Origin of the sequence: Enterobacter cloacae complex sp. SHL020, assembly GCF_049236945.1 — a bacterium.
Classification (GTDB): domain Bacteria; phylum Pseudomonadota; class Gammaproteobacteria; order Enterobacterales; family Enterobacteriaceae; genus Enterobacter; species Enterobacter dykesii.
The window spans coordinates 725,737-747,157 of sequence record NZ_JBMKJF010000002.1; the positions used below are offsets into that span (position 1 = coordinate 725,737).

The 21,421-nt window shown below is 55.5% G+C and carries 22 protein-coding genes and 1 tRNA gene; 10 read left to right on the plus strand and 13 right to left on the minus strand.

The genetic code is table 11. The annotated features are described in order from the left end of the window. Nucleotides 1-107 precede the first annotated feature (107 nt). Nucleotides 108-734, plus strand: a complete 627-nt coding sequence (locus ACOTZB_RS08485) for a TfoX/Sxy family DNA transformation protein (protein ID WP_421626890.1) — start codon at nt 108-110, stop codon at nt 732-734. Here ACOTZB_RS08485 and yccS read toward each other — a convergent pair. Together yccS and ACOTZB_RS08495 are read right to left on the minus strand one after the other, a co-directional pair. Next, nucleotides 691-2,853, minus strand: a complete 2,163-nt coding sequence (gene yccS, locus ACOTZB_RS08490) for a YccS family putative transporter (RefSeq protein ID WP_421626891.1) — start codon at nt 2,851-2,853, stop codon at nt 691-693. The two genes, ACOTZB_RS08485 and yccS, sit on opposite strands and share 44 nt — an antisense overlap. 19 nt (nt 2,854-2,872) lie before the next feature. Beyond that, the gene (locus ACOTZB_RS08495; protein ID WP_023311032.1) at nt 2,873-3,319 is read right to left on the minus strand and encodes a YccF domain-containing protein; all 447 of its coding nucleotides are present in this window, start codon (nt 3,317-3,319) and stop codon (nt 2,873-2,875) included. A gap of 123 nt (nt 3,320-3,442) precedes the next feature. On the opposite strand from ACOTZB_RS08495, the gene helD reads away from it, so the two are divergent. Then, nucleotides 3,443-5,497 carry a DNA helicase IV gene (helD, locus tag ACOTZB_RS08500; RefSeq protein WP_421626892.1) on the plus strand — a complete coding sequence of 685 codons (2,055 nt, stop codon included), beginning with the start codon at nt 3,443-3,445 and terminating at the stop codon, nt 5,495-5,497. Nucleotides 5,498-5,555: 58 nt separating this feature from the next. On the opposite strand, the gene mgsA is transcribed toward helD, so the two are convergent. Together mgsA and csgI are read right to left on the minus strand one after the other, a co-directional pair. After that, nucleotides 5,556-6,014 (minus strand): methylglyoxal synthase, encoded by a 459-nt coding sequence (mgsA, locus tag ACOTZB_RS08505; RefSeq protein WP_023311034.1) that lies wholly within the window; start codon nt 6,012-6,014, stop codon nt 5,556-5,558. An 80-nt stretch (nt 6,015-6,094) separates the two neighbouring features. Continuing rightward, on the minus strand, nt 6,095-6,757 hold the full coding sequence (gene csgI / locus ACOTZB_RS08510) for a curli synthesis inhibitor (RefSeq protein WP_033145125.1): 663 nt from the start codon (nt 6,755-6,757) through the stop codon (nt 6,095-6,097). 173 nt (nt 6,758-6,930) lie between these two features. Here csgI and ACOTZB_RS08515 point away from each other — a divergent pair, with 173 nt between their 5' ends. Beyond that, nucleotides 6,931-7,344: a CoA-binding protein gene (locus ACOTZB_RS08515; RefSeq protein ID WP_028012609.1), complete on the plus strand. Its 414-nt coding sequence runs from the start codon at nt 6,931-6,933 to the stop codon at nt 7,342-7,344. A gap of 39 nt (nt 7,345-7,383) precedes the next feature. Here the strand turns inward: ACOTZB_RS08515 and hspQ are convergent, their stop codons facing one another. Together hspQ and rlmI are read right to left on the minus strand one after the other, a co-directional pair. Then, the gene (hspQ, locus tag ACOTZB_RS08520; protein WP_008499919.1) at nt 7,384-7,701 is read right to left on the minus strand and encodes a heat shock protein HspQ; all 318 of its coding nucleotides are present in this window, start codon (nt 7,699-7,701) and stop codon (nt 7,384-7,386) included. A 60-nt stretch (nt 7,702-7,761) separates the two neighbouring features. After that, the gene (gene rlmI / locus ACOTZB_RS08525; RefSeq protein WP_421626893.1) at nt 7,762-8,952 is read right to left on the minus strand and encodes a 23S rRNA (cytosine(1962)-C(5))-methyltransferase RlmI; all 1,191 of its coding nucleotides are present in this window, start codon (nt 8,950-8,952) and stop codon (nt 7,762-7,764) included. A 173-nt stretch (nt 8,953-9,125) separates the two neighbouring features. On the opposite strand from rlmI, the gene ACOTZB_RS08530 reads away from it, so the two are divergent. The 3 genes from ACOTZB_RS08530 to yccX are packed head-to-tail and all read left to right on the plus strand — an operon-like array spanning nt 9,126 to nt 10,775. After that, on the plus strand, nt 9,126-9,683 hold the full coding sequence (locus ACOTZB_RS08530; RefSeq protein ID WP_421626894.1) for a kinase inhibitor: 558 nt from the start codon (nt 9,126-9,128) through the stop codon (nt 9,681-9,683). A 10-nt stretch (nt 9,684-9,693) separates the two neighbouring features. Next, on the plus strand, nt 9,694-10,482 hold the full coding sequence (locus ACOTZB_RS08535) for a helix-turn-helix transcriptional regulator (RefSeq protein ID WP_421626895.1): 789 nt from the start codon (nt 9,694-9,696) through the stop codon (nt 10,480-10,482). Nucleotides 10,483-10,493: 11 nt separating this feature from the next. Next, the gene (yccX, locus tag ACOTZB_RS08540) at nt 10,494-10,775 is read left to right on the plus strand and encodes an acylphosphatase (RefSeq protein WP_421626896.1); all 282 of its coding nucleotides are present in this window, start codon (nt 10,494-10,496) and stop codon (nt 10,773-10,775) included. Here the strand turns inward: yccX and tusE are convergent. From tusE to ACOTZB_RS08570, 6 genes are all read right to left on the minus strand, one after another. Beyond that, a complete protein-coding gene (gene tusE, locus ACOTZB_RS08545) occupies nt 10,772-11,101 on the minus strand; it encodes a sulfurtransferase TusE (protein ID WP_008499913.1) in 330 nt (109 codons plus the stop codon). The genes yccX and tusE overlap by 4 nt on opposite strands. Before the next feature lie 69 nt (nt 11,102-11,170). Continuing rightward, nucleotides 11,171-11,722 carry a LuxR C-terminal-related transcriptional regulator gene (locus tag ACOTZB_RS08550; protein ID WP_047652829.1) on the minus strand — a complete coding sequence of 184 codons (552 nt, stop codon included), beginning with the start codon at nt 11,720-11,722 and terminating at the stop codon, nt 11,171-11,173. A gap of 10 nt (nt 11,723-11,732) precedes the next feature. Then, entirely contained in the window at nt 11,733-12,890 is a 1,158-nt protein-coding gene (locus ACOTZB_RS08555) for a CfaE/CblD family pilus tip adhesin (protein WP_421626897.1), read from the minus strand. Nucleotide 12,891: 1 nt separating this feature from the next. Next, on the minus strand, nt 12,892-15,609 hold the full coding sequence (locus tag ACOTZB_RS08560) for a TcfC E-set like domain-containing protein (protein ID WP_421626898.1): 2,718 nt from the start codon (nt 15,607-15,609) through the stop codon (nt 12,892-12,894). 72 nt (nt 15,610-15,681) lie between these two features. Beyond that, nucleotides 15,682-16,188, minus strand: coding sequence for a CS1 type fimbrial major subunit (locus ACOTZB_RS08565; RefSeq protein ID WP_025912956.1), 507 nt, complete (start codon nt 16,186-16,188; stop codon nt 15,682-15,684). 75 nt (nt 16,189-16,263) lie between these two features. Next, nucleotides 16,264-17,007 carry a fimbrial protein gene (locus tag ACOTZB_RS08570; protein WP_421626899.1) on the minus strand — a complete coding sequence of 248 codons (744 nt, stop codon included), beginning with the start codon at nt 17,005-17,007 and terminating at the stop codon, nt 16,264-16,266. Nucleotides 17,008-17,316: 309 nt separating this feature from the next. Here ACOTZB_RS08570 and ACOTZB_RS08575 point away from each other — a divergent pair, with 309 nt between their 5' ends. Further along, nucleotides 17,317-18,072, plus strand: a complete 756-nt coding sequence (locus ACOTZB_RS08575; RefSeq protein WP_421626900.1) for a winged helix-turn-helix domain-containing protein — start codon at nt 17,317-17,319, stop codon at nt 18,070-18,072. Further along, a complete protein-coding gene (locus ACOTZB_RS08580; protein ID WP_193804677.1) occupies nt 18,069-18,545 on the plus strand; it encodes a hypothetical protein in 477 nt (158 codons plus the stop codon). Before ACOTZB_RS08575 ends, ACOTZB_RS08580 begins: the two co-directional genes overlap by 4 nt. Before the next feature lie 54 nt (nt 18,546-18,599). On the opposite strand, the gene yccA is transcribed toward ACOTZB_RS08580, so the two are convergent. After that, nucleotides 18,600-19,259 (minus strand): FtsH protease modulator YccA, encoded by a 660-nt coding sequence (gene yccA / locus ACOTZB_RS08585; RefSeq protein WP_023335168.1) that lies wholly within the window; start codon nt 19,257-19,259, stop codon nt 18,600-18,602. A 269-nt stretch (nt 19,260-19,528) separates the two neighbouring features. Here yccA and ACOTZB_RS08590 point away from each other — a divergent pair, with 269 nt between their 5' ends. Beyond that, the gene (locus ACOTZB_RS08590; protein WP_421626901.1) at nt 19,529-21,157 is read left to right on the plus strand and encodes an ABC transporter substrate-binding protein; all 1,629 of its coding nucleotides are present in this window, start codon (nt 19,529-19,531) and stop codon (nt 21,155-21,157) included. A 130-nt stretch (nt 21,158-21,287) separates the two neighbouring features. Next, a tRNA-Ser gene (locus ACOTZB_RS08595) sits at nt 21,288-21,375 on the plus strand. The last annotated feature ends 46 nt before the right edge of the window (nt 21,376-21,421 follow it).

A 21,421-nucleotide genomic window follows, 5' to 3' on the forward strand; every position in this document is an offset into this window, starting at 1 on the left:
CCTCGAAAAATCATCTTGCTCATCGGCGATAAGTTGCCTATTTTCCTGCTAACGGATCCGCTAGTAAGAAATTTCGTTGTTACTTTATGATTTTGAAGGGAAATATCATGAAAAAGATATCTTATGAACGGATTTATAAATCCCAGGAATACCTCTCCCCGTTGGGCGAAATTCATCACCGGGCTCTGTTTGGAGGCTATACCCTGGCGGTAGATGATGCGGTGTTTGCCATGGTGTCAGACGGCGAACTTTATCTTCGCGCCTGTGAGGAGAGTGCGAAATACTGTGTAAAAAATGCCTCCTCTTTTTTGACGTTGATGAAGCGAGGCCGCCCGGTGCTGCTCAACTACTATCGTGTGGATGACGGATTATGGCAGGACAGAGAACGGCTGCTTCAGCTCTCCTCGTTTGCGCTCAGTGCGGCAAGAAAAGAGCGCTATCAGCGCCATCAACGAAACCGCTTAAAGGATCTGCCAAACCTGACCTTTCAGCTTGAAGTCTTGCTCTTTGAAGCAGGCATCACTAATGAGGAAACGCTGCGGGCGCTGGGTGCCAGAGAGAGCTGGCTGAAGATGCGGGCAAAAAACAAAGCGCTCAGTATTAAGGTTCTCTTCGCGCTGGAAGGGGCTATCGAGGGGCTGCATGAGGCGGCACTCCCGGCAGGCATTCGCCGGGAGCTAACGGAGTGGTTTAATGCGCTGCCTGAGCCACAGGAGAATCACTCCTCCAGGTAGCGATTTGCTGTTGCAGCCGGCAAATTTCAGGCAGCAGAGTGATAAGCAGGCCTATCTGCTGAAGTACCAGCGGCGCTTTGCTGTCGTTTCCAGGGTCAAGATGCGCAATGCGTTGAGCCAGTTCATCCAGCGCCTGTTGAACGCGCGGCTCATCGGCCGGTCGGTGATGAAGTGCGTCATCGACATAACAGACGGCATCATCGAGCAGGTTGAGAATGCCCGGGTTGGTGAGTTTCTCACGGTGAGCACCGAGCGTCGAAATATAGCTGGTGAACGTATGGTTCAGGCAGAGCAGGCGGAACGCAGTCTCACGGATCTCCGCCGTGGCGCGAGGCTCCGTTGACATATTAGAGACAACGGAGGCCAGTTCTGCGTCACTGTTATGCGCGTCGCGACGGGCTATCCGATAAGCCAGGCGGTTATCACGCCCCTGGTGGTACTGTTCCAGGATTGCGTCAAGGTATCGACAGTTGGCGTTCATCGCCCTGTCTACTACGCGCGGCAAATTGCGGAAACGCCAGTCCGGCCAGATAAAGCTGACCGCGGCCCAGGCAATCGCACAACCAATCAGGGTATCGATCACGCGGGGCAGGGCAACTTCAAACCCTTCACCCAGCAGGTTAAAGCAGAGCAGCACCAGCAGCGTAATGAACATGGTGGCGTGGGCGTACTGCACGTTGCGAAACGCGAAGAACAGCACGCCGGTGATCACAATCAGGATCAGTTGACCTTCAACGGAGGGCACGAAATAGAGCACCGGAAGGCCAATCGCGACGCCGACCAGCGTGCCGATAATACGCAGCGCAAGACGGTGTCGGGTGGCGTTATAGTTCGGCTGGCAGACGAACAGGCTGGTCAGCAGGATCCAGTAGCCGTGGTGCAGCCCGGTTATCTGGATAAAGGCATACCCCACGCACAGCACCAGCGACATTCTTACCGCGTGGCGAAAGAGTGCCGACTCAGGCGTAAAGTTGCGGCTCAGCCGCAGCCACATATCGCTAACGCTGTGCACGCTGTCATCAGCAAGCTGATTTTCCACCTCACTGCCCGGCAGCGCCATCGCCTGTTCGGACTCAATGGTTGCCAGCTGAGCATCAATCGCCCGCAGGTTGTTAAGCAGAAAGCCCAGCGCTTTGATGTGCTCCTGTGACGTTCCGCTGGCCTGAACGCGGTCGAGCGCCGCATCAAGATGGCTGAATACGCGTTCAAAGCGGGGGTCATGCTGATAGGGCGTGCGCAGCAGAATAGACCGCGAGAGCTGCTGACACGCCTGGGACTGCATGGACAGCAGGCGCTGGAAGCGGAACATCACGTCGCTGTAGCGGAACTTCTCGCGCAGGGCAGCATACTGAACGTGCGAGGAGCTGGCACGTTCATGAATATCCTGGGCGGCAAAATAGTAGTGTAAGGTCCTTCGGGTTCCGCGCTGGCCGCGATCGCCGCGCAGACGGGTAAGCAGAGAGGCTTTTGTCTGGTTAAGGGTGGCGACCAGCTGGCCGTTTGCCAGCGCCAGATCGTAGAGCGGAGCCTGGCTTTCTTCCTCGATATCCGGGTCGAACAGCCGGGATTTCAGTTCCAGATAGTGGGCTAACTGCTCAAAGCTGCGGGCAAGGTTATCCTGCAGCGGGCGAACCGGGAAGATCAGATGACCGGTTAGCGTCAGCAGATTATACCAGATGGCGCCCAGCATCAGGAGAACCGGCTGCTGGTACCACTGGTCATACAGGGAAACGCCCAGCATGGTGTAGATGGCGACCAGCAATGCACCAAACGCGATGGTGGCATAGCGTTGCCCGAGGCCGCCCAGCAAAATAAACCCGCTGGTTGAGAGCGTAAGGCCCAGGGCAAACAGCCAGGGCCACGGGAAAAGCAGCTCAACGGACGCTGAAGCAATGAAAAAGCAGACGAGCGTAATGACCAGGTTACGTAAACGCCCGGCCAGACGATCGTCCAGGTCCGCCAGCGCCCCGGCCACCACCCCCAGCGTGAGCGGAATGGTGAGTTTGACATCATTCAGCCACCAGGGCAGGGCAGCCGCGCCGCAAAGCGCGATAAATATCCTGACGTTGTATAGCCAGGTGCTGTTCCAGGTATAACGGCGAAGCAGTGGGCTAAGCATAAACGCGGCCGGTCCTTATTTACTGAAAACGACGACGCGCGTTTGCTTCACGCGCCGCCTGGGCCACTTCTACCGGAACAACCCTGCGACCGACGGGCCAAAGGGCGATGGCGGCGATCTTAAAGTTCGCGATCCCCACCGGAATGCCAATAATCGTGATGCACTGTGCAATACCGGCAAAAATATGCATGATGCACAGCCACCAGCCGAAGAAAATCAGCCACAGAATGTTCAGCAGGGTTCCGCCCGTATTCATCAGGGCGTTTTTGCTCTCCGGATTCAGCTCGTCAACGTGGATGGCTTCATTCCCGTAGGGGATTAAGGAGAGTTTTGTGATTTCCCAGCAGGAACGGGTCAGGGGAAGCGTGAAAATCAGGACGATGCTCACCAGCGTGGCAAAAAGCCAGGAAAGGGTGGTGGCAAAACCGCCCAGCACAAAATTCAACACATTCAGAACGGTACGCATAAACCCTCACTTCCTTTCGATAAAATTAACGCCCAATGATTGTAACGTTTTTTTAGGCTGGAGCACCTTAAAACTGGCAGTTAAACTGTCAGGTAAATTATCTCTTCGTGGATTTGGCGGAACATGGAACTGAAAGCAACCTCGTTAGGCAAACGCCTGGCGCAACACCCTTACGACAGGGTGGTTCTCCTTAATGCCGGGGTGAAAGTCTCCGGGGAACGCCACGAATACCTTATTCCGTTTAACCAGCTTCTGGCTATCCACTGTAAACGCGGGCTGGTGTGGGGCGAGCTGGAATTCGTTCTGCCTGACGATAAAGTCGTGCGTCTTCACGGCACCGAGTGGGCGGAAACCCAGCGTTTCCATCATCACCTGAACGCGCTGTGGCAGCAGTGGAGCCAGGATATGAGCGTAATTGCCGCCCAGGTGCTGCAGCAGGTGCTGGACGATATCGCGCAGAGCAACGCACAGCACGCGTGGCTGACCCGTCAGCAGACCGCCGGGCTGCAGCAAAAGATCCGACACGCACTCTCGGCGCTGCCGCTCTCCGTGACGCGTCTCGACGAGTTTGACAACTGTCGCGACGCCTGGCGCCAGTGTCAGGCCTGGCTGAACGATAAGGATAAAAGCCGTCTCGCTCATAATCAGGCCTGGACGGACGCCATGCTCACCCAATACGCCGACTTTTTCAGTACGGTGGAATCTTCACCGCTCAATCCGGCCCAGGCGCGCGCGGTGGTCAATGGCGAGCAGTCGCTGCTGGTGCTGGCGGGGGCCGGTAGCGGTAAAACGTCGGTGCTGGTGGCGCGTGCCGGCTGGCTGCTGACGACCGGGGAAGCGGTAGCCGATCAAATACTGCTTCTGGCCTTTGGCCGTAAGGCTGCTCAGGAGATGGACGAACGTATCCAGGAACGTCTGCACACCCGGGACATCACGGCCAGAACCTTCCATGCCCTTGCGCTGCATATTATTCAGCAGGGCAGTAAAAAAGTGCCTTCCATTAGTAAGCTGGAAAACGACGCGCAGGCGCGTCAGGCGCTGTTCATCAAAACGTGGCGCCAGCAGTGCAGTGAGAAAAAGGCGCAGGCGAAAGGGTGGCGGCAGTGGCTGGAAGAGGAGCTCGGCTGGGAGGTGCCAGAGGGCAGCTTCTGGCAGGATGACAAACTGGCGCGTCGGCTGGGTTCGCGACTTGACCGCTGGGTCAGCCTGATGCGAATGCACGGTGGATCGCAGGCAGAGATGATTGAAAGCGCGCCGGAGGCGATCCGCGATCTGTTTGCGAAACGGGTCAAGCTGATGGCTCCGCTGCTGAAAGCCTGGAAAACCGCGCTGAAAGAGGAAAATGCCGTCGATTTCTCCGGTTTGATCCATCAGGCCATCATCATTCTTGAGAAGGGACGTTTTGTCAGTCCGTGGAAACATATTCTGGTGGATGAGTTCCAGGATATCTCACCGCAGCGTGCTGCACTGCTCTCGGCGCTACGGGCGCAAAATAAACATACGTCGCTGTTTGCGGTAGGGGACGACTGGCAGGCCATCTATCGCTTCAGCGGGGCGCAGCTCTCCCTGACGACCGCGTTCCACCACCATTTTGGCGAAGGGGATCGCAGCGATCTGGATACCACCTACCGCTTCAATTCACGCATTGGTGAGATCGCCAACCGCTTTATCCAGCAGAACCCGCATCAGCTGGCAAAGCCACTCAATAGCCTGCGCCCAGGAGATAAAAAAGCGGTCACCCTGCTGGCGGATGACCAACTGGAACCGCTGCTGGACAAGCTCAGCGGCTACGCGAAGCCCGATGAACGTATTCTGGTGCTGGCGCGCTACCATCACCTTAAGCCCGCGGCGCTGGAAAAAGCCGCCACCCGCTGGCCGAAACTGCAGCTTGAATTTATGACCATTCACGCCAGCAAAGGGCAGCAGGCTGACTATGTGATTGTGGTGGGGCTGAAAGAGGGGAGCGACGGTTTCCCGGCCCCGGCCCGCGAGTCGGTGATGGAAGAGGCTCTGCTGCCTGTGCCGGAAGACTTCCCGGATGCCGAAGAGCGGCGTTTGCTGTATGTGGCTATCACCCGCGCGCGGCATCGCGTGTGGCTGCTGTTCAATAAAGAGGAGCCATCCGTGTTTGTCGATATTTTGAAGAGTATAGATGTACCGGTGGCGCGGAAGCCATAACGCCGCCGGGCAAGGATGGGTAGGCCGGGTAAGGCGTCGCCGCCACCCGGCAAAAAAGCTACTTCAGTCTGTCGGAAAGATAACGCTGATAGTCCGGAATAAGAATATCAACCGGCGAGTTAAACTGCGGCGATTCGATGATGAAATCCGCCGTCGACAGGTTTGTCGCCACCGGAATATTCCACACCGTCGCCAGACGCAGCAAGGCTTTGACATCCGGATCGTGCGGAACCGCGTTCAGCGGGTCCCAGAAGAAGATCAGCACATCAATCTTCCCTTCGGAGATCTGCGCGCCGACCTGCTGATCGCCGCCCATCGGGCCGCTCAGCATGGCATTCACCTGCAGACCCGTTTCGCGCTGGATCAGGTTACCGGTTGTGCCGGTTGCCGAAAGGGCGTGCTTTTCCAGCGAAGACTGATGGCGGCGAACCCAGTTAAGCAGCATTTGTTTACAGTGATCGTGCGCCACAAGAGCAATGTGTTTGCGCTCAGGCAGCGTGCGTGTTGTCAGTTCCATAATCATATCCATCAGGTTAACTGCCTACACGATGACGGGAACCGTCTGACGCTGCAAGAGAAAGGCGTAAAAAATGTGGCTTATGATGAAGGTTGTTGTTTTGCCCATTGTAAAAACCGGGCGCGCGTATCGGGATCTGCCTGCTGGAACCAGAATTTAAGGCGCTGTTCCGTCAGGGTCTGGGACTGGGGAGGAATGACGTCCAGTTCAGAGACGCCGGATAGAAGCGTACTGTCATCCGCCATCATGGTGGCAAACTGCGGAAGCGATGCGCGTTTTCCCGCTTTGTTATAGGTCTGGGTCGCGGCCTCGTAATCCGGGCCTTTCGGCGAGGTCGTTAACGCCAGAATATCCAGCTTCACCGGAATCGGCATCGCATTCCCGTCCAGCAGTTCAACGCGGGGTGAAGCGTCGAAGGCCGCAGATTCCTTCTCCGTTTCAAGGCGAGGCAGGGTGATGTTCACCTGACTGATTTGCCGCGTATTAAAGCTGACGATCAGCGGCGGGGAGATGTACATGCGTTGCTCGTGATTCGCCAGACCGATCGACTTTTCCACCCGGAAGACCAGCTGATGAGGCCCGTTATCCAGCTCGATGCTGTCTGCACCGCGCAATAACGAGCTGGAGACCTTTTTACCGTCCAGTACAAGGAGATCTATGTCGGTAGAGAGCCGGAGCGTGGTGGCAAAAACGCAGACCGGCATCACTAACGCAATCAGGGCAGTGGCAATACCGGTTTTCATAGAAGGCTCCCGTCAGAAATTCTGTCGCCGCATTAATGTATCTAAATTTTTCGATAATCACGTTTACTAACATATAGACATATTTCGCCGTTTTGCCCTCATGCATCTGTATGGGATGGATGGTTGAGATATGCGGTTTGTCGTACACTTTTAAAAAAGCCAGGAGAAAAACCATGAAAGAGAACGATATTGCCGAGATTCTGACATCCACGCGTACCATTGCGCTGGTGGGCGCGAGCGATAAACCCGATCGTCCAAGCTATCGGGTGATGAAATACCTTCTCGATCAGGGCTATCACGTTATCCCGGTCTCGCCAAAGGTGGCGGGGAAAACCTTACTGGGTCAGCAGGGTTATGCCACGCTCGCTGACGTGCCGGAAAAAATTGATATGGTTGATGTCTTCCGAAATTCCGAGGCAGCGTGGGAAGTGGCGCAGGACGCTATCGCCGTAGGGGCGAAAACGCTGTGGATGCAGCTGGGCGTGATTAACGAGCAGGCCGCCGTGCTGGCGCGGGATGCGGGGTTGAAGGTCGTCATGGACCGCTGTCCGGCGATCGATATCCCCCGTCTGGGGCTGGCGAAGTAATAAAAAAAAAAGCCCGTTCATCGGGCTTTTTTTACACGCTTAGTTCCGCAGGCGCGGAGCCTGTAACTGTTTGCGGATAGTCTGAGCAAGTTCATCCATTGTGGGTTGCTCCGGATGCTCTTCCTGCAGCTCGCTACTCAGCTGCGCTTCGGCCAGATAGGTGTGAACGGGTTGTCCATCATCACCTTCCATTACCACGTGGTACCAGGGCGCGGCGCGAAGCTCTGCGTTCACCGCCAGCTCGTCTGCTGACGGTTCATCAAGGGAATACTCCGGGTCGATATCCACGACCACACCCAAATACCCTAGCAAAGTGTGGCGGACCTGCTGGCCGATACCGAATTTGCTGGCAATCATAGTCACCTCCCGGGAAATACGACTTACACGTTATGTGCGGGCAATATTTCTCTTTTCAAGTTACATGACGCGACAGGCAAACCCTTTCAGATACAGTCCTTCCGGGTAGGTAGCAATCACGGGGTGATCGGCTGCCTGACGGAACTGCTCTATAAATTGTACATCACGGCCAGCATCTATTGCGGCATCGGCGATGATTTTCTGAAATAAATCTGTGGTCATCAGGCCGGAGCAGGAGAAGGTGAGCAGAACTCCGCCCGGGTTCAGCAGCTGGATAGCCAGCATGTTGATATCTTTATACCCGCGGCACGCGCCCATCAGCTGGCTTTTGTTTTCCACAAACTTTGGCGGATCCATCACGATGACGTCGAACTTCTCGCCCTGGTCGCGATATTTACGCAGCAGCTTGAAGACGTCATCGCGGACAAACTCCGCTTTGCTCAGATCCAGCTTGTTGAGCTCGACGTTCTGTTTTGCCACGTCCAGCGCTTCCTGCGAAGTGTCCACGCTCACCACCTGGGCACAGCCACCCATCAGCGCCGAAACGGCAAAACCGCCGGTATAGGAGAAGCAGTTTAGCACGCGTTTGTCGGCAACGTACTGACGCGTAGCCAGACGGCTGTCGCGCTGGTCGAGGTAGTAACCCGTTTTGTGCCCGCCCTGAATATCCACCAGCAGCTTCATGCCGTGCTCTTCAATCGGCAGCAGGGCCGGTGGCAGTTCGCCCGTTACGGGCCCCTGAGTCAGCTCCATGCCTTCTTTTTTGCGCACCGCCACATCGCTGCGGTCGTAAATGGCACATTCCGGGAACAGCGTTTGCAGCGCGCCGATCAGCGCGGCACGCTGGTATTCCGCTCCGGCGCTCAGGAGCTGCAGCACCAGGAAGTTACCGAAGCGATCGATGGTCACGCCCGGCAGGCCGTCGGACTCACCGGCAATCAGGCGGTAGCTGTCCAGCCCGTCGCGTTTTGCCAGCCAGTCGCGCCACTGCTGCGCCTGCTGCAGACGGCGAACGAAGAAGTCGATGTCGATGCTTTCATCTTTATCAAACGTCCAGACGCGCGCGCGGATCTGGGACGCTGGCGAGTAGGCGCCTCGCGCTAACCATTTCCCCTGATGGTCAACGATATCAATGGTTTCACCGAGGCTGGCTTTGCCTTCCATACGGGCAACCGCGCCGGAAAAGACCCAGGGATGACGGCGCAGTAATGATTTCTCGCGCCCTTTGGCTAACACTAAACGTACACTCATAATTTGCTGTTCTGTCGATTTCAGGAAATGGCGCGTAGATTACCACATTCAGCAAGGCGCAATCATCTGCGGATGCCGTTGAGCGTTTCGGCACAAAATCAAATCGCTTAGGCACATTCCGGTATTGCAGCAGGCTTTACAGTAGGGCTTCCGGTACAGCAGAGGGAGCACCCATGAAAAAGCGCAGTGTGATAGCCATAGCCGCTCTGGCGGCGATGAGTTTTCAGGTTTTAGCCACAACGCCTTTCGGCATCACCAGCCGGGATATTTCCGGCGAAAGGCGGCTGGCGCAACAGCAGGTATTTGAGGGGTTTGGCTGCCACGGTGGGAATACTTCTCCACAGCTGGCATGGAAAAATCCGCCCGCCGGTACGAAAAGTTTTGCCGTCACGGTATATGACCCGGATGCCCCCACCGGCAGCGGCTGGTGGCACTGGACCGTCGCCAATATTCCGGCGAAGACAATGACGCTGCCCGCTGATGCCGGTAACCCGAACGGCGAGAAATTACCTGCCGGCGTTGTGCAGGGGCGTAATGATTTCGGCTATTCTGGATTCGGCGGCGCATGTCCACCCGAAGGGGACAAGCCTCATCGCTATCAGATTACCGTCTGGGCCCTGAACGTGGATAAACTGCCCGTCGACAGCAATGCCAGCGGCGCGCTGGTCGGTTTTATGCTCAATAGTCACGTTCTGGCAAAAGCTCAGTTAACAGCAACGTACAGCAGATAAGGATGGCAGGGTGCAGGAGTTTCATTTTCGACATAGCCATCTTACCGCGGGTGAAGTGACTGCCAGCAAAATGCATCGCCTGCACCAGGTTAAACTCTTTTTTCCGGCTATTTGTCATATCACTCACGGCAGTAAGGTGATTGTTCAGGATGATAACCGCCTGGAGGCGACACGGGATGAGCTCATCATTATCCCGGCCAATACGACGAGGGAGATTATCAATCAGCCTGTAAACGGTCTGTTTCACTCGGATTTGCTGATGTTGTCTCCGGAGATCGTCGCCGAGTTTAAAGCGCATTACCTGAAATCCTGGCCGCGCACGACGCTGCATTCGCTCTGCGCCCCGCTGAGCGAGGGGTTGGCGTTTATGTGGGACAATCTGCTGCACGCCGTGCGTCAGGATTTACCGGAGGCGCTACAAAAGCATCAGGCTTTCGGCCTTTTGCTGGCCCTGCTGCACGATGGCGTGGCGGGTCCACTGCTTGTTGAGCGCAACAGTAACCTGACCGAGCAGGTGCGGCAGTTCATTATGCTGTCGCCCGCCAGAGACTGGACCGCGCAGGACGTTGCCAGCCGTCTGGCCTTAAGCGTGCCGACGCTGCGCAGACGCTTGCGTGAAGAGTCGCAGAGTTTTCGTCAGATCGTGGAGGAGGTGAGGATGGCCGTTGCTTTGTCACAGCTCCAGTCAACCCGATTACCAATTGGCGAAATCGCATTACAATGTGGGTATCTTTCCAGCTCTCGTTTCACCGCCCGTTTCCGGCAGCACTATGGCTGTTTGCCGAAAACGCTACGTTAAGGAGAAGAAAAATGTCAAAAATCTGCACCATTGCCTGGGTTCACGGCGTTGTTCAGGGCGTGGGGTTCCGCTACAGCACCCAGCGCGAAGCGGTTGAGCTTGGGCTAACGGGATACGCGCGAAATATGGACGACGGCAGCGTTGAGGTGGTCGCCTGCGGCGAAGCGGAGCAGGTCGACAAGCTGATGGCGTGGCTGAAGGCGGGTGGGCCGCGCAGCGCGCGGGTTGATAAGGTGTTAACGGAACCGCATCAACCCGGGCGGGAATACGTAAACTTCGGGATTCGGTATTAAATACACTTCACCGGTTTTGGCAGGCCGGCAATTTTGGTGGCCTGTTTTGCCGGGCCTTTCGGGAACAGACGATACAGATAGCGGCTGTTGCCTTTCTCTTCGCCGAACTTATTGGCCATGGCTTTAACCAGCATGCGGATCGCCGGAGAGGTGTTGAATTCAAGATAGAACTCGCGAACAAAACGCACCACTTCCCAGTGTTCGGGGGAGAGGGTAATCCCTTCGTTTTCCGCAATTTTCTCCGCCAGCGGCTCGCTCCAGAGCGTCGTATCTTTCAGATAGCCTTCGCTATCGGTCTCAATTTCCTGGCCTGCAAAAATGAACATAATCTTCTGTCGTCTGTGAAAAAAACGGCGACAGTGTAGCAAAAAAGCCGCCGCAGGATAAGCCGTGCCCTACAGGAGTAGCTGCAGCAGATTGTTGGCATTAAGCTTTTTCAGTGCGTTGCATTTATGGGTCGAAACCTGCTTCTCAGACATACGCGTCACGATGGCAATGTGGCGTACCGGCAAGCCGGTAAGCATCAGATCGAGCACGTTGAATTCAAGGCCGGTAAGACAGCAGTCCAGGCTTCGAACGCGGCGAGGCTCTTTTGCCAGCAAATATGCCGCATCGGCAACGGCGATCCGGTCATCGATGATATAAAGGGTTAACGTACTGAAACGCTTGCGTAAATGCGTCGCCAGCGCCCACCCCTTTTCATTGCAGACCAGATACAGGCTGCCTTGCCAGCGGGCGGCTTCCAGTCTGAGCAAAATGTTAATCAGTGCCTGATGCGTAGCGGCCACGGAAAAACGACAGCGTACGACAACCACACGGCGGGTAAGCAGCGCTGGCTGCCATTGCACGGTGTCGCTTTGGACCTCTAACTGCACGCCCCGACGCAGCAGCGCGTAGCGCAACCCTTCGGCGTAAAATCGATTATTGTCGAGAATAGCGTAACTCACGGTGACCTCGTTATAACGTGCTGGGCGTATAGATAACGCGCAGCGTGCCGGTATAGTCGCCCGCGTTTTTGCTGCTGGCGGCAAACGCGGGGGTTTTCAGGATAATAGGGGCAGGGATGCACAGTACGCTCTCGCGTCCGCCGGGCAGCACGACCTGACGCAGATGCTGCGGATCGTTTGTGCCTTGCCAGACCAGGGTTTTACCGTTCGCGACGCTTTCGGTTGCGCCTGTGATTGGGTTGGTGACGGAGACCCGATAATCGAGACGATCCCGCGCATCGGTCTGGCTACCGCCGCGTCGCCTGATAGAAAACGCGCCTTCGGCACGATCCACTGAGGGAAGCCCGTCATCCTCAAAGCGAAGATAGGCGCGGGTGCTGGTGCTGTTTTTGCCGTCGTACAGGCACATATCCAGCGAGTTTTCACCCTGGATCTCACTACCTCCCGGCCGCCCCGGGAAGTTGGTCAGGTTGAGGTTAACGATGGGCGTTGAGTGCGGAAAGGCCGGCAGATAAATCTGCTGATTACCCGGATCGACCACCTCAATGCGAATGTTTGCCTGCCACCTGGCGATGGTGAGGTAGCCAGGGCATCCGACGTTTACGTCATTGAAGTTCCCGCCACAGTCGGCGCTCCCCCATTGACGCAGATTCTGCTTCAGCGTTGCGGTCCAGATCCCCGGCAGGGCGAGCTTATCCAGTTCGCTTTTCACAATATAGAAATCAAAATACGGCTCTCTGTTCCAGTCAGCGATTGTGGCCGTTCCCCCTGTCACAAAGCTGGCGAAGGTAAAGACTTTATTGTTGATAAACATGTAGTGATCGCCATACAGCTTGATATCCACCGTCTTGCTGGTGAGGGCATGCGTGAAACGTAAATTGATGGCATAGGGCGCGGCCGGGTTAGCTGAGAACCAGACCGGTGAGTTCATGCAGGCCCCGTACGTGGCGTCAGTCCGGGACTGACAGGTCAGGGTATTACGTCCCCACTTTTGCGGGTCGGCGGCGTCAAAGCCGCCCGATTCATGAAACCAGATATCGAAACGCGCAGGCGGTGCCGTGCGATCGAAGCTGATCCCAACGCTGGTGTTTCGTCCCGCAGGGGCGCCCGCCAGAGTCTGGCCTGTCCACAGGCTTAAGAACAGTAAAATAAAGAAGCACTTAATCACATCATTTCCCTTTAGTGAGGTTGTCAGCGTTCATGGCAGTCGGACCGGTAGGTACCGATCGTCCGGCGAGCATCAGCTGCGCCTGCTGCTGGACGGCATCCGGCAGGGCGGAGAAGGTTAATTCCCGGCAAGGAATGGAACCGACATAGCGCACCACGTCGCGCATACTTTTCACGTTGAGTTCGCACTGATAGAACTGCTGCTGGCGCACCAGGTAGAGGTTATGCAGCAGGGCATCGCTCTGGGCGCTGAATCCGCCGTTGCCGAGATCGCTCCAGCCGTTAACGTTCAGCGGCACGCCGCCGATAAACGGCGAATGACGCTCGTCGGTTAACTGGCCGAGCCAGGTGTAGCTTGCGGTGGTTTGCACGTCCCGACGCAGCAGTTTGCCAGGCACCATAAACAGCGTTCTGCTGCCTGAACCTTGCGTGATCTCACTGCTGGCCCCCCGGGATACGTCCAGCGATTCGTTAATCGTCAACGTCGTCTGCTGGTAGCCCGGCACTGCGAAGAGGGCGCGGCTATTGCCCGGAATGTCTGCGCTCCCGCTGTTATCCAACGACACGGCAACGCTCGGAGCCTGGGTATCTTCCGGTGTGGCAACGTTAACCGCGACGGCGGAAGCAGGACGACCGTCGCTCCAGCGGCCGAGCCACAGGCCAGAACGCGACAGCGCAAGGGTCGAGCCGTAGTTGCCGCTGCTGCTCAGCGTATGGCGCCTGTCCTGACGATTCCAGGCGTCGCTGACGGTCAGGCTGCCGTTGCCATAACGCCCGCCCTGGCGCGTATAGGCTGAAGTATTGAGCGAATCGCTGTTAATGCCCGACGCGCTCAGACCGTACTCGTTTTCGCCGCGTGCATCGGCGTACCAGTTATGCGCCACGTTGTAGCTCAGCTGATTTTTTTCACGCTGCTGGTGCTGCCATGTCGCGCCCATAGAGGTATAGCTCGACGCATCACCCTGACGGTTATGCGCCATGGACAGGCTTACGCTCAGGTAGCCGCCTTTGTCCCTGCCGTCGCGGGCGTCATCGTTACGCATGAACAGGTTAATGCTGCTGTTAATGTTCAGGCCTCGGGTGCTAAAGGCATTGCTCAGCCCTCCCTGCCAGGCGCGCGAGCGCGAGCGGGTCATATAGACCGATTCCCACGGCAAACCCGCATCGTGGCGATCGTCGCTGTCCGGGAGCTCCCGACGTGAAACGTAACGTCCTTCGTTGCGGTTATCCGAATATCCGAGGCTCGCATACCAGCCTCCGACAGGGACGGAAAACATCACCGAGAGGGTGCGATAACAGCCGTTCACGGCGTCAAACCCCGCGCTTCGGGTGTTGCAGTTTTCGGCTGATAACGCGTTGCGATAGAGGCTCAGTGAAAAACCGTCGTTGTAGCTGATTTGCTGAATATTGCCGCGCTGGCCTTCGCTGCCGTAAAGGTAGCTAAACCGGGTACTCAGCACGCCGTCGATCGGGCCCGCGTTGAAGCCCCGGCTCCAGTCGAGCGCATTTTCCAGGAAACGCTGGTTTTTCTTTATCGTTGCTCCGCTGGTCAGCGCCAGGGTCGGGGTAACGGGCAGGCGTACGCCCGCCTGCGCAACCGCGCTGCGTTCTTCGTTTTGATTGCTATTGTCGGTTTCACCCGCCTGCAGGAACCACTCGACGCGGTCAAATGGCGTAATGCCGGTTCGGGTAAACGGCACCTGCTCGGTACGCGTCAGCCGGTTATTTTCATAGACCGACAGCGTGACGGTGTAGCTCCCGTCCGGAAACGATCGCGTGTCGAGGGTTTGCGCCCCGGCATTCAGGTAAAAGCTGGCAAGCAGCTGATTGCCACGGCGGGCGTCGATACGCGCGTCATGGGAAAGCAGCACGGTGACAGGTGTTCCCTTTGACTGCTGAACCGGATTAATCCACGCCCGTGTTGAACCCGTGCGCAGACCACGAATTTTGCCCAGCGGCAGCTGGCTGAGGTTGATATTCCCGCCGGCATTACTGAACAGATCGCGGGTATCCATCTCGCCCAGCTGGACATAGTACTGACGCAAGATATCCTGGCGGAACCAGGCGTTGTTGACGGTGATTTCCTGTTGCTGCTGGCGCCTTGAACGCTGTCCCAGCCAGGTCCAGTCAAGGTTAACATAGCCGTCCTGGGTGAGCGCCAGCGCGCCATTGCCCTGTACGGTGGCTGACTGATAGTCCCTGTCGGCAACAAAATTAATATTCTGCTGATGGATCAGCGCATTTTCGGTGTCCTGCGTGGGCTGATACCACTGATTTTCCGCGGTGGCTTTAGGCAGATATTTCTTGTCCAAAAACAGGCTAATACGGGCGTTATTCTCGTCATAGATAATGGCCGCGCGGTCGGTATCAATGTAATCGCAGCCCGCTGCGGAGCCGTTGCTGCTGCAGGCCAGGTTGCCGTTACGGGCAAGCGGAACGGCCAGCGCGGCAGACACGGTGCCAACGAGAGCAGGGTCGTCGTTAAACCGGCGTTTGATGGCCGCCACAACGGTTTCAGGTGCGACAAAACTGACCGTTTCAAGCGTGATATCCGTTTCAAAAAGTCCAAGCGACTCGCCGTAGAGGTTGACCTCTGTCCACAGGCGCTGCGTTTTCGCCAGATCTTCAAAACCTGCCGGGACGGCCATCCCGGCGCAGGCGAGTTGGATGGATGCGGGTAACAAAGCAACAAAGAGGAGAGTATTTCTGTGAAACGCCATGAACGAGCCTCGACATCATCCTGACGTCAGAGGGTGGGCACCCTCTGACGTTATTCCTTAGGTGCTGTGGTGTTACGCACCGCCTTCCGTGGTAGTCGCCTGCGTCAGCATCAGGCTGACAACGCCGCTGTACTGACCGGTTTTCAGAATGCCTTTGGTGGTCTGAGAAATGGTCAGCGGCAGTACCGCTGAACCGTTTTCGATGCTACCCGGGAACAGTTCGGTACCGGTATATTCCACATCGGCGGTAGAGAGGGTTTTATCGCCCAGCTTTACCGTCATTGGGATAGTCTCAGCACCGTCGGCATTTGCCAGCTTCGCGGCGCTCACCAGACGGACTTTCACGTTGCTGGTGGCGGAGTTAGACCACACCTTGGTATTCAGGCGATAGCTTTCCAGACCGCGGCCAGGCAGATACTGCATATCGATGCTTGCCGGCAGCGGCGTGTTATCGGCCTGGGTCATATCGAGCTGTGAATCAACGCTGGCGTTGACGGTAATATCTTTTTGGATCGCCAGCACGCTAACGGACGTGGTCATCGCGGCAACAATCATCAGAGGTTTAAAGTACTTACGCATTGATATCTCCATATTTACAAATGAGCACCCTGGCTCTTTAAACAAACCCTTTTGGGTCTTTACGGTAACGTCGTGTTATTGCACGACGGGTAAATCAGCTTCTTCAGCGGTTTTATTCACCCAGTTGAAGTAGCGGAATTTATATTTCTGGCCTTGTGTCTTTGTGAGCGCTTTTAATTTCCGTTCGGTGTCCGGATAAATCGTCGCGTCTTCTTTAACCCATTTACACGACGAATCTGCGTCACAAATACCGATCTCTCTCAGCGGCACGCGCAACGTACCGTTGTTTTTTAACGTGCCCTTGCGAGGGTCTATCGAGAGTGAAACCACACTTTTTTCCGGGGCGAGGTGGATCAGGGCGCCCCAGATCACATTGACGCCCAATGTTGCCGTCGCAGCAGGGCTTTCTGCCTTGCCGGGAATAATGCTGTCAGGCTGCTTTACCCCTTCAAAATAGACGCGCCAGGTGGTCTCTTTTTCCGGTGGCGTAAGCGATACCAGACGAACGACGCGCATTGCGCCTGCCGCCAGGGCAAATTTTTCGGGCGTGACAACAACGCCGCCTTCTTTCCACGAGGCCACATCAATCTCTTTTTCCTGGGCGGTGCCGGGATTAAGAATTTTCTTTTGCCTCACCCGAATGAACTGAATATCATCCGTTTTCGACGCTACCTTAATTTGCGCCGCACCGGACCTGTCCACATTCAGTTCCATCGGGTACACGCTCATATTGGCCATTGCCATTTCTGAGAAAAATGGCAATGACAGCGCGGCGACATAAAAGGCGGTTGTCATGTTCACTCTATTTTTCTGTTTCACATTCAGTCTGCCTGCTCTGAGTTCATCGGCGGCGCGTTAACACCAGGACACCGTCTGCTTTCGTATTGCTTCAGGGCAGGGAAACTTTAACCAGAACAGCGGTTTGTGAAAATTTGTATTAATTAACTCGTTAAATACAGGTTTTTATCCTGCTTTTCTGGCTTTAAGGTTGTATAGTTAAGCGAAAATACCGCGACCAGGGATAGGAAGAAAATTCCTTCTGACGAAAAAATAAGCAGGTCAGGAGGCGTTTTTCATGTCGATGTACCAGGGATTAAAAAAGCATGCGGTAACAGCCGAGAATAAAAGATGTTTTTTATATGCAATAATTCGTTGTTATTCGATCCTGAAGCACATGCAATAAGTCTTGTTGGACAACCAGAATGTGTATTAACGCTTTCGGCGCCAGCCGTGCGGCTTTTGCAGGAATTTATAAAACACAAAGGATGCGACCTGAGTCGGGAGGAATTAATCACTCGCGTGTGGGAGGAATTTGGCTTTACGCCCTCAGGAAATAATCTCAATAAAGCGGTTAGCGAATTACGTAAAAGCTTCCAGTCTCTGGGAGAGGGGCACGAATTTATCGTGACCGTGCCCCGTTACGGATTTCGTTTTGATGCTGAGGTGATTTTTCAGCCCGGAGAGAAAACTCCATCCGTCGATCCGCAGCCTTCGTTCGCTCCGCAAGAAGTAAAGCCTCAACGCGCTTCCTTGCAAAAATGGGCGATTGTGGCCGTATTGATCGTCGCTGCGCTGGGGACGAATCTCTACTTTAGCCGACAGCAGGGGATTTTCATTCCGGCGAAACTCAAGCCGGTTAAGGAAAAAATCGCGCGTTGCAGCATCTGGATTATCAACGATCACGGACGACCGCTGGTGCTATCGAAATTAGCGGAGCGGCTGGAGGCTAATAATGTGGCGTGCGAACGTGAGGCGTACGACATTTATTATTTCAGCGCCCGTTTTACTATTTCCGCTGCAGATGAGGTGTTTATTGGTGCCTGTCCGGTCAGCCAAACCAGCCTGTGTAAAACCATACGTTATAAAAGCGGGGCACAAAAATGAAAATAAAACTTCTTTTTGGCGTGGGCGGTGTCCTGGTTGGTTGTTCGCTGGCATTTTTTTACTTTTCCGGCAGCGTGGGTAAAAAGGATGTGCTGGCCTGCAGCACTGAATTTAATTTCACACGCAATGAGGGAAAACCCAGTGAAGTAAAGGTCAATACCGTTGCCCAGTTCTTTTTCCATCGGGACGGGACCGGGTTGACAACCTATAAAGGGGCGGCAAGAGCTGGCGGGCAATGTTTGATCGTTGACAGGGATGTGGACTTTACCTGGCAGCAGCGGGACGATGATAACGTGATTGTGTTGAGCTACACCAAAACCTGGCGTCGGCACAATGACAATACGCCTGATGCTCAGTGGGGTAGCTTCGCCAATCCGACCGCACGCTACTATCTGACGATCTCTGAGCTCGCGCCTTCCGTGTGGCTGATTCAGGACCGGCGTTATCCCACCTATATTTGCCGGGGTGAGTAGGGCATAAAAAAAGGAGAATGCCAGAGGCATTCTCCTTTTTCGTATCCGTTGTGCTTAATCGCGGCTGGCGAAGCCCAAGATGCTCAACAGGCTGACGAAGATGTTGTACAGCGACACGTACAGGCTCACGGTGGCGCGGATATAGTTCGTCTCACCGCCGCGAATGATGTTGCTGGTTTCGAACAGGATTGCGCCTGAAGAAATCAGAATAAAGACGGCGCTGATCGCCAGATGCAGGGCAGGCAGCTGCAGGAAGATGTTTGCCACCATGCCCACCAGCACCACCACGACACCCGCCATCAGCATACCGCCGAGGAAGGACATGTCCTTACGCGTGGTCAGCACGTAGGCCGAGCAGCAGAAGAACACTAGCGCGGTACCGCCCAGCGCCATGCCGATAAGATCGCCCATTCCGGCAGACAGATACGCATTCAGCATCGGCCCCAGGATGTAGCCCAGGAAGCCGGTGAAGGCAAACGCGGACAGAATGCCGACGGGCTTGTCAGCGGTTTTGTAGGTCAGGAACATCAGACCATACATACCCACCAGCGTCAGGATCAGCCCCGGAGACGGCAGCATCAGCACGGTGCTGGCGGTTGCGGTGATCGCTGAAAATGCCAGCGTCAGGCTGAGCATGAAATAGGTATTGCGCAGCACCTTGTGGGTGCTGAGTAGCGATGTGCGGTCGCGTGAAGAAGTAATTATACGATCCATGAGTCACTCTCTTACGACAGATGTAATTAGTGGAAAGAATAGGAAACGGCACGCCAGTCTCAAAGTGGTTTTACCCATCTTTACTCAGCACGTTAGCGCCGGAGGTGGTTATTTCTTCTGCAGAAAACCGTTTCGCCAGTACGAACAGCGGTTTGCGACAATTTACCAGATCAAGCTCTTATAGGTTACTGAAAAATATTGCGTTATTACCGTTCGGGCGCTAAGAGTTATTTCCGGATCGTCATAATACAGACAATAAGGCGAAGGAAATGAAACCACAAACACGCACGAACTTTACGCTCACTTTACTCACCGCCGGGATCCTGTGCGCCAGCACGGCAGCCTGGGCGGCGAACGTGCCGGCAGGAACCGCGCTGGCCGACAAACAGGAACTGGTCAGAAACAACGGCAGTGAACCGGCTTCGCTCGACCCGCATAAAGTCGAAAGCGATGTCGAATTCAATATTATCAGCGATTTATTCGAAGGGCTGGTGGGCGTTTCCCCGGCAGGAGAAGTTCAACCGCGACTGGCGGAAAAATGGGAGAACAAGGACAACACCGTCTGGACGTTCCATTTGCGCCCGGGCATCACCTGGAGCGACGGCACGGCGATTACCGCAGAGGATGTAGTCTGGAGCTGGCAGCGCCTGATCGATCCGAAAACGGCTTCGCCGTATGCCAGCTATCCGGGCAACATGCATATCGTCAACGCGGCCGATATTGCTCAGGGGAAAAAAGCGCCCGATACGCTGGGCGTAAAAGCGATTAACGACACCACGCTGGAAGTGACGCTTACCCAGCCAAACGCGGCCTTCCTCGCGATGCTGGCGCACCCGTCTCTGGTGCCGGTGGATAAAGTGCTGATTGGCCGTTTCGGCGATAAGTGGACCAAACCGGAACATTTCGTCAGCAGCGGGGCGTATAAGCTGTCGCAGTGGGTGGTCAACGAACGCATCGTGGCGGAGCGCAACCCGCGCTACTGGGATAACGCGCATACCGTGATTAACAAGGTCACCTACCTGCCCATCACCTCCGAGGCCTCGGATGTGAACCGCTATAAGGCGGGCGAAATTGACATCGTGTACACGGTGCCGATTAACCAGTTTGCCCAGCTCAAGAAAACCCTGGGCAGCGAGCTGGACGTTTCACCTCAGCTGGCGACCTATTACTACGAATTCAATACCACCCGTCCGCCGTTCAACGACGCGCGCGTGCGTAAGGCGCTGAACATGGCGCTGGATAAAGACATCATTGCCGGAAAAGTATTAGGGCAGGGGCAGCGTCCGGCGTGGCTCATCAGCCAGCCGGATATTGGCGGCGTGAAGCTAAAGAACCCGGATTACGCCAGCTGGCCGCTGGACAAGCGCATCGCGGAGGCGAAAAAGCTGCTGAACGAGGCCGGATATAACGCCAGCCATCCTCTGAGCTTTAACCTGCTCTACAACACCTCTGAATCGCACCAGCGCATCGCGATTGCGGCCAGCTCCATGTGGAAGAAAAACCTTGGCGTGGAGGCAAAGCTGCAAAACCAGGAGTGGAAAACCATGCTGGATACCATGCACACCCACAACTTTGACGCGGTGCGGTATGCGTGGATTGCCGATTATGACGATGCGGCGACCTTCCTGAATAACTTCCGCACGGGCGACAGCGAAAACACCAGCCAGTACAGCAATCCGGACTACGATCGGGCGCTGATCGATGCCGCGAAAGCCAAATCAGCGGAAGAGCGGGGTAAGTACTACCAGCAGGCGGAAGATCTGCTGGGACGCGATGTGCCGGCCATTCCGGTTTATCACTACGTCCGTACGCACCTGGTGAAACCGTGGGTCGGCGGATTTACGCCGGATAAGCTGGGGTACTATTTCACGAAAGATATGTACATCAAAAAACACTGAGCCTGTGCTGATAAAATCGTCGATGTGTCGTCAGTTCAACCGATTAAACACGTTTTGACTATTTTTACAGCGAACGAGTGCAGCCACTCTTTACAGCACGCGGTGAGGTGTTTATAGTTCGCCTCACTCAGGAAGTGTGGCCGAGCGGTTGAAGGCACCGGTCTTGAAAACCGGCGACCCGAAAGGGTTCCAGAGTTCGAATCTCTGCGCTTCCGCCAGATAGAAACCCCAGGTTACTCGTGAACCTGGGGTTTTTCTTTTTAC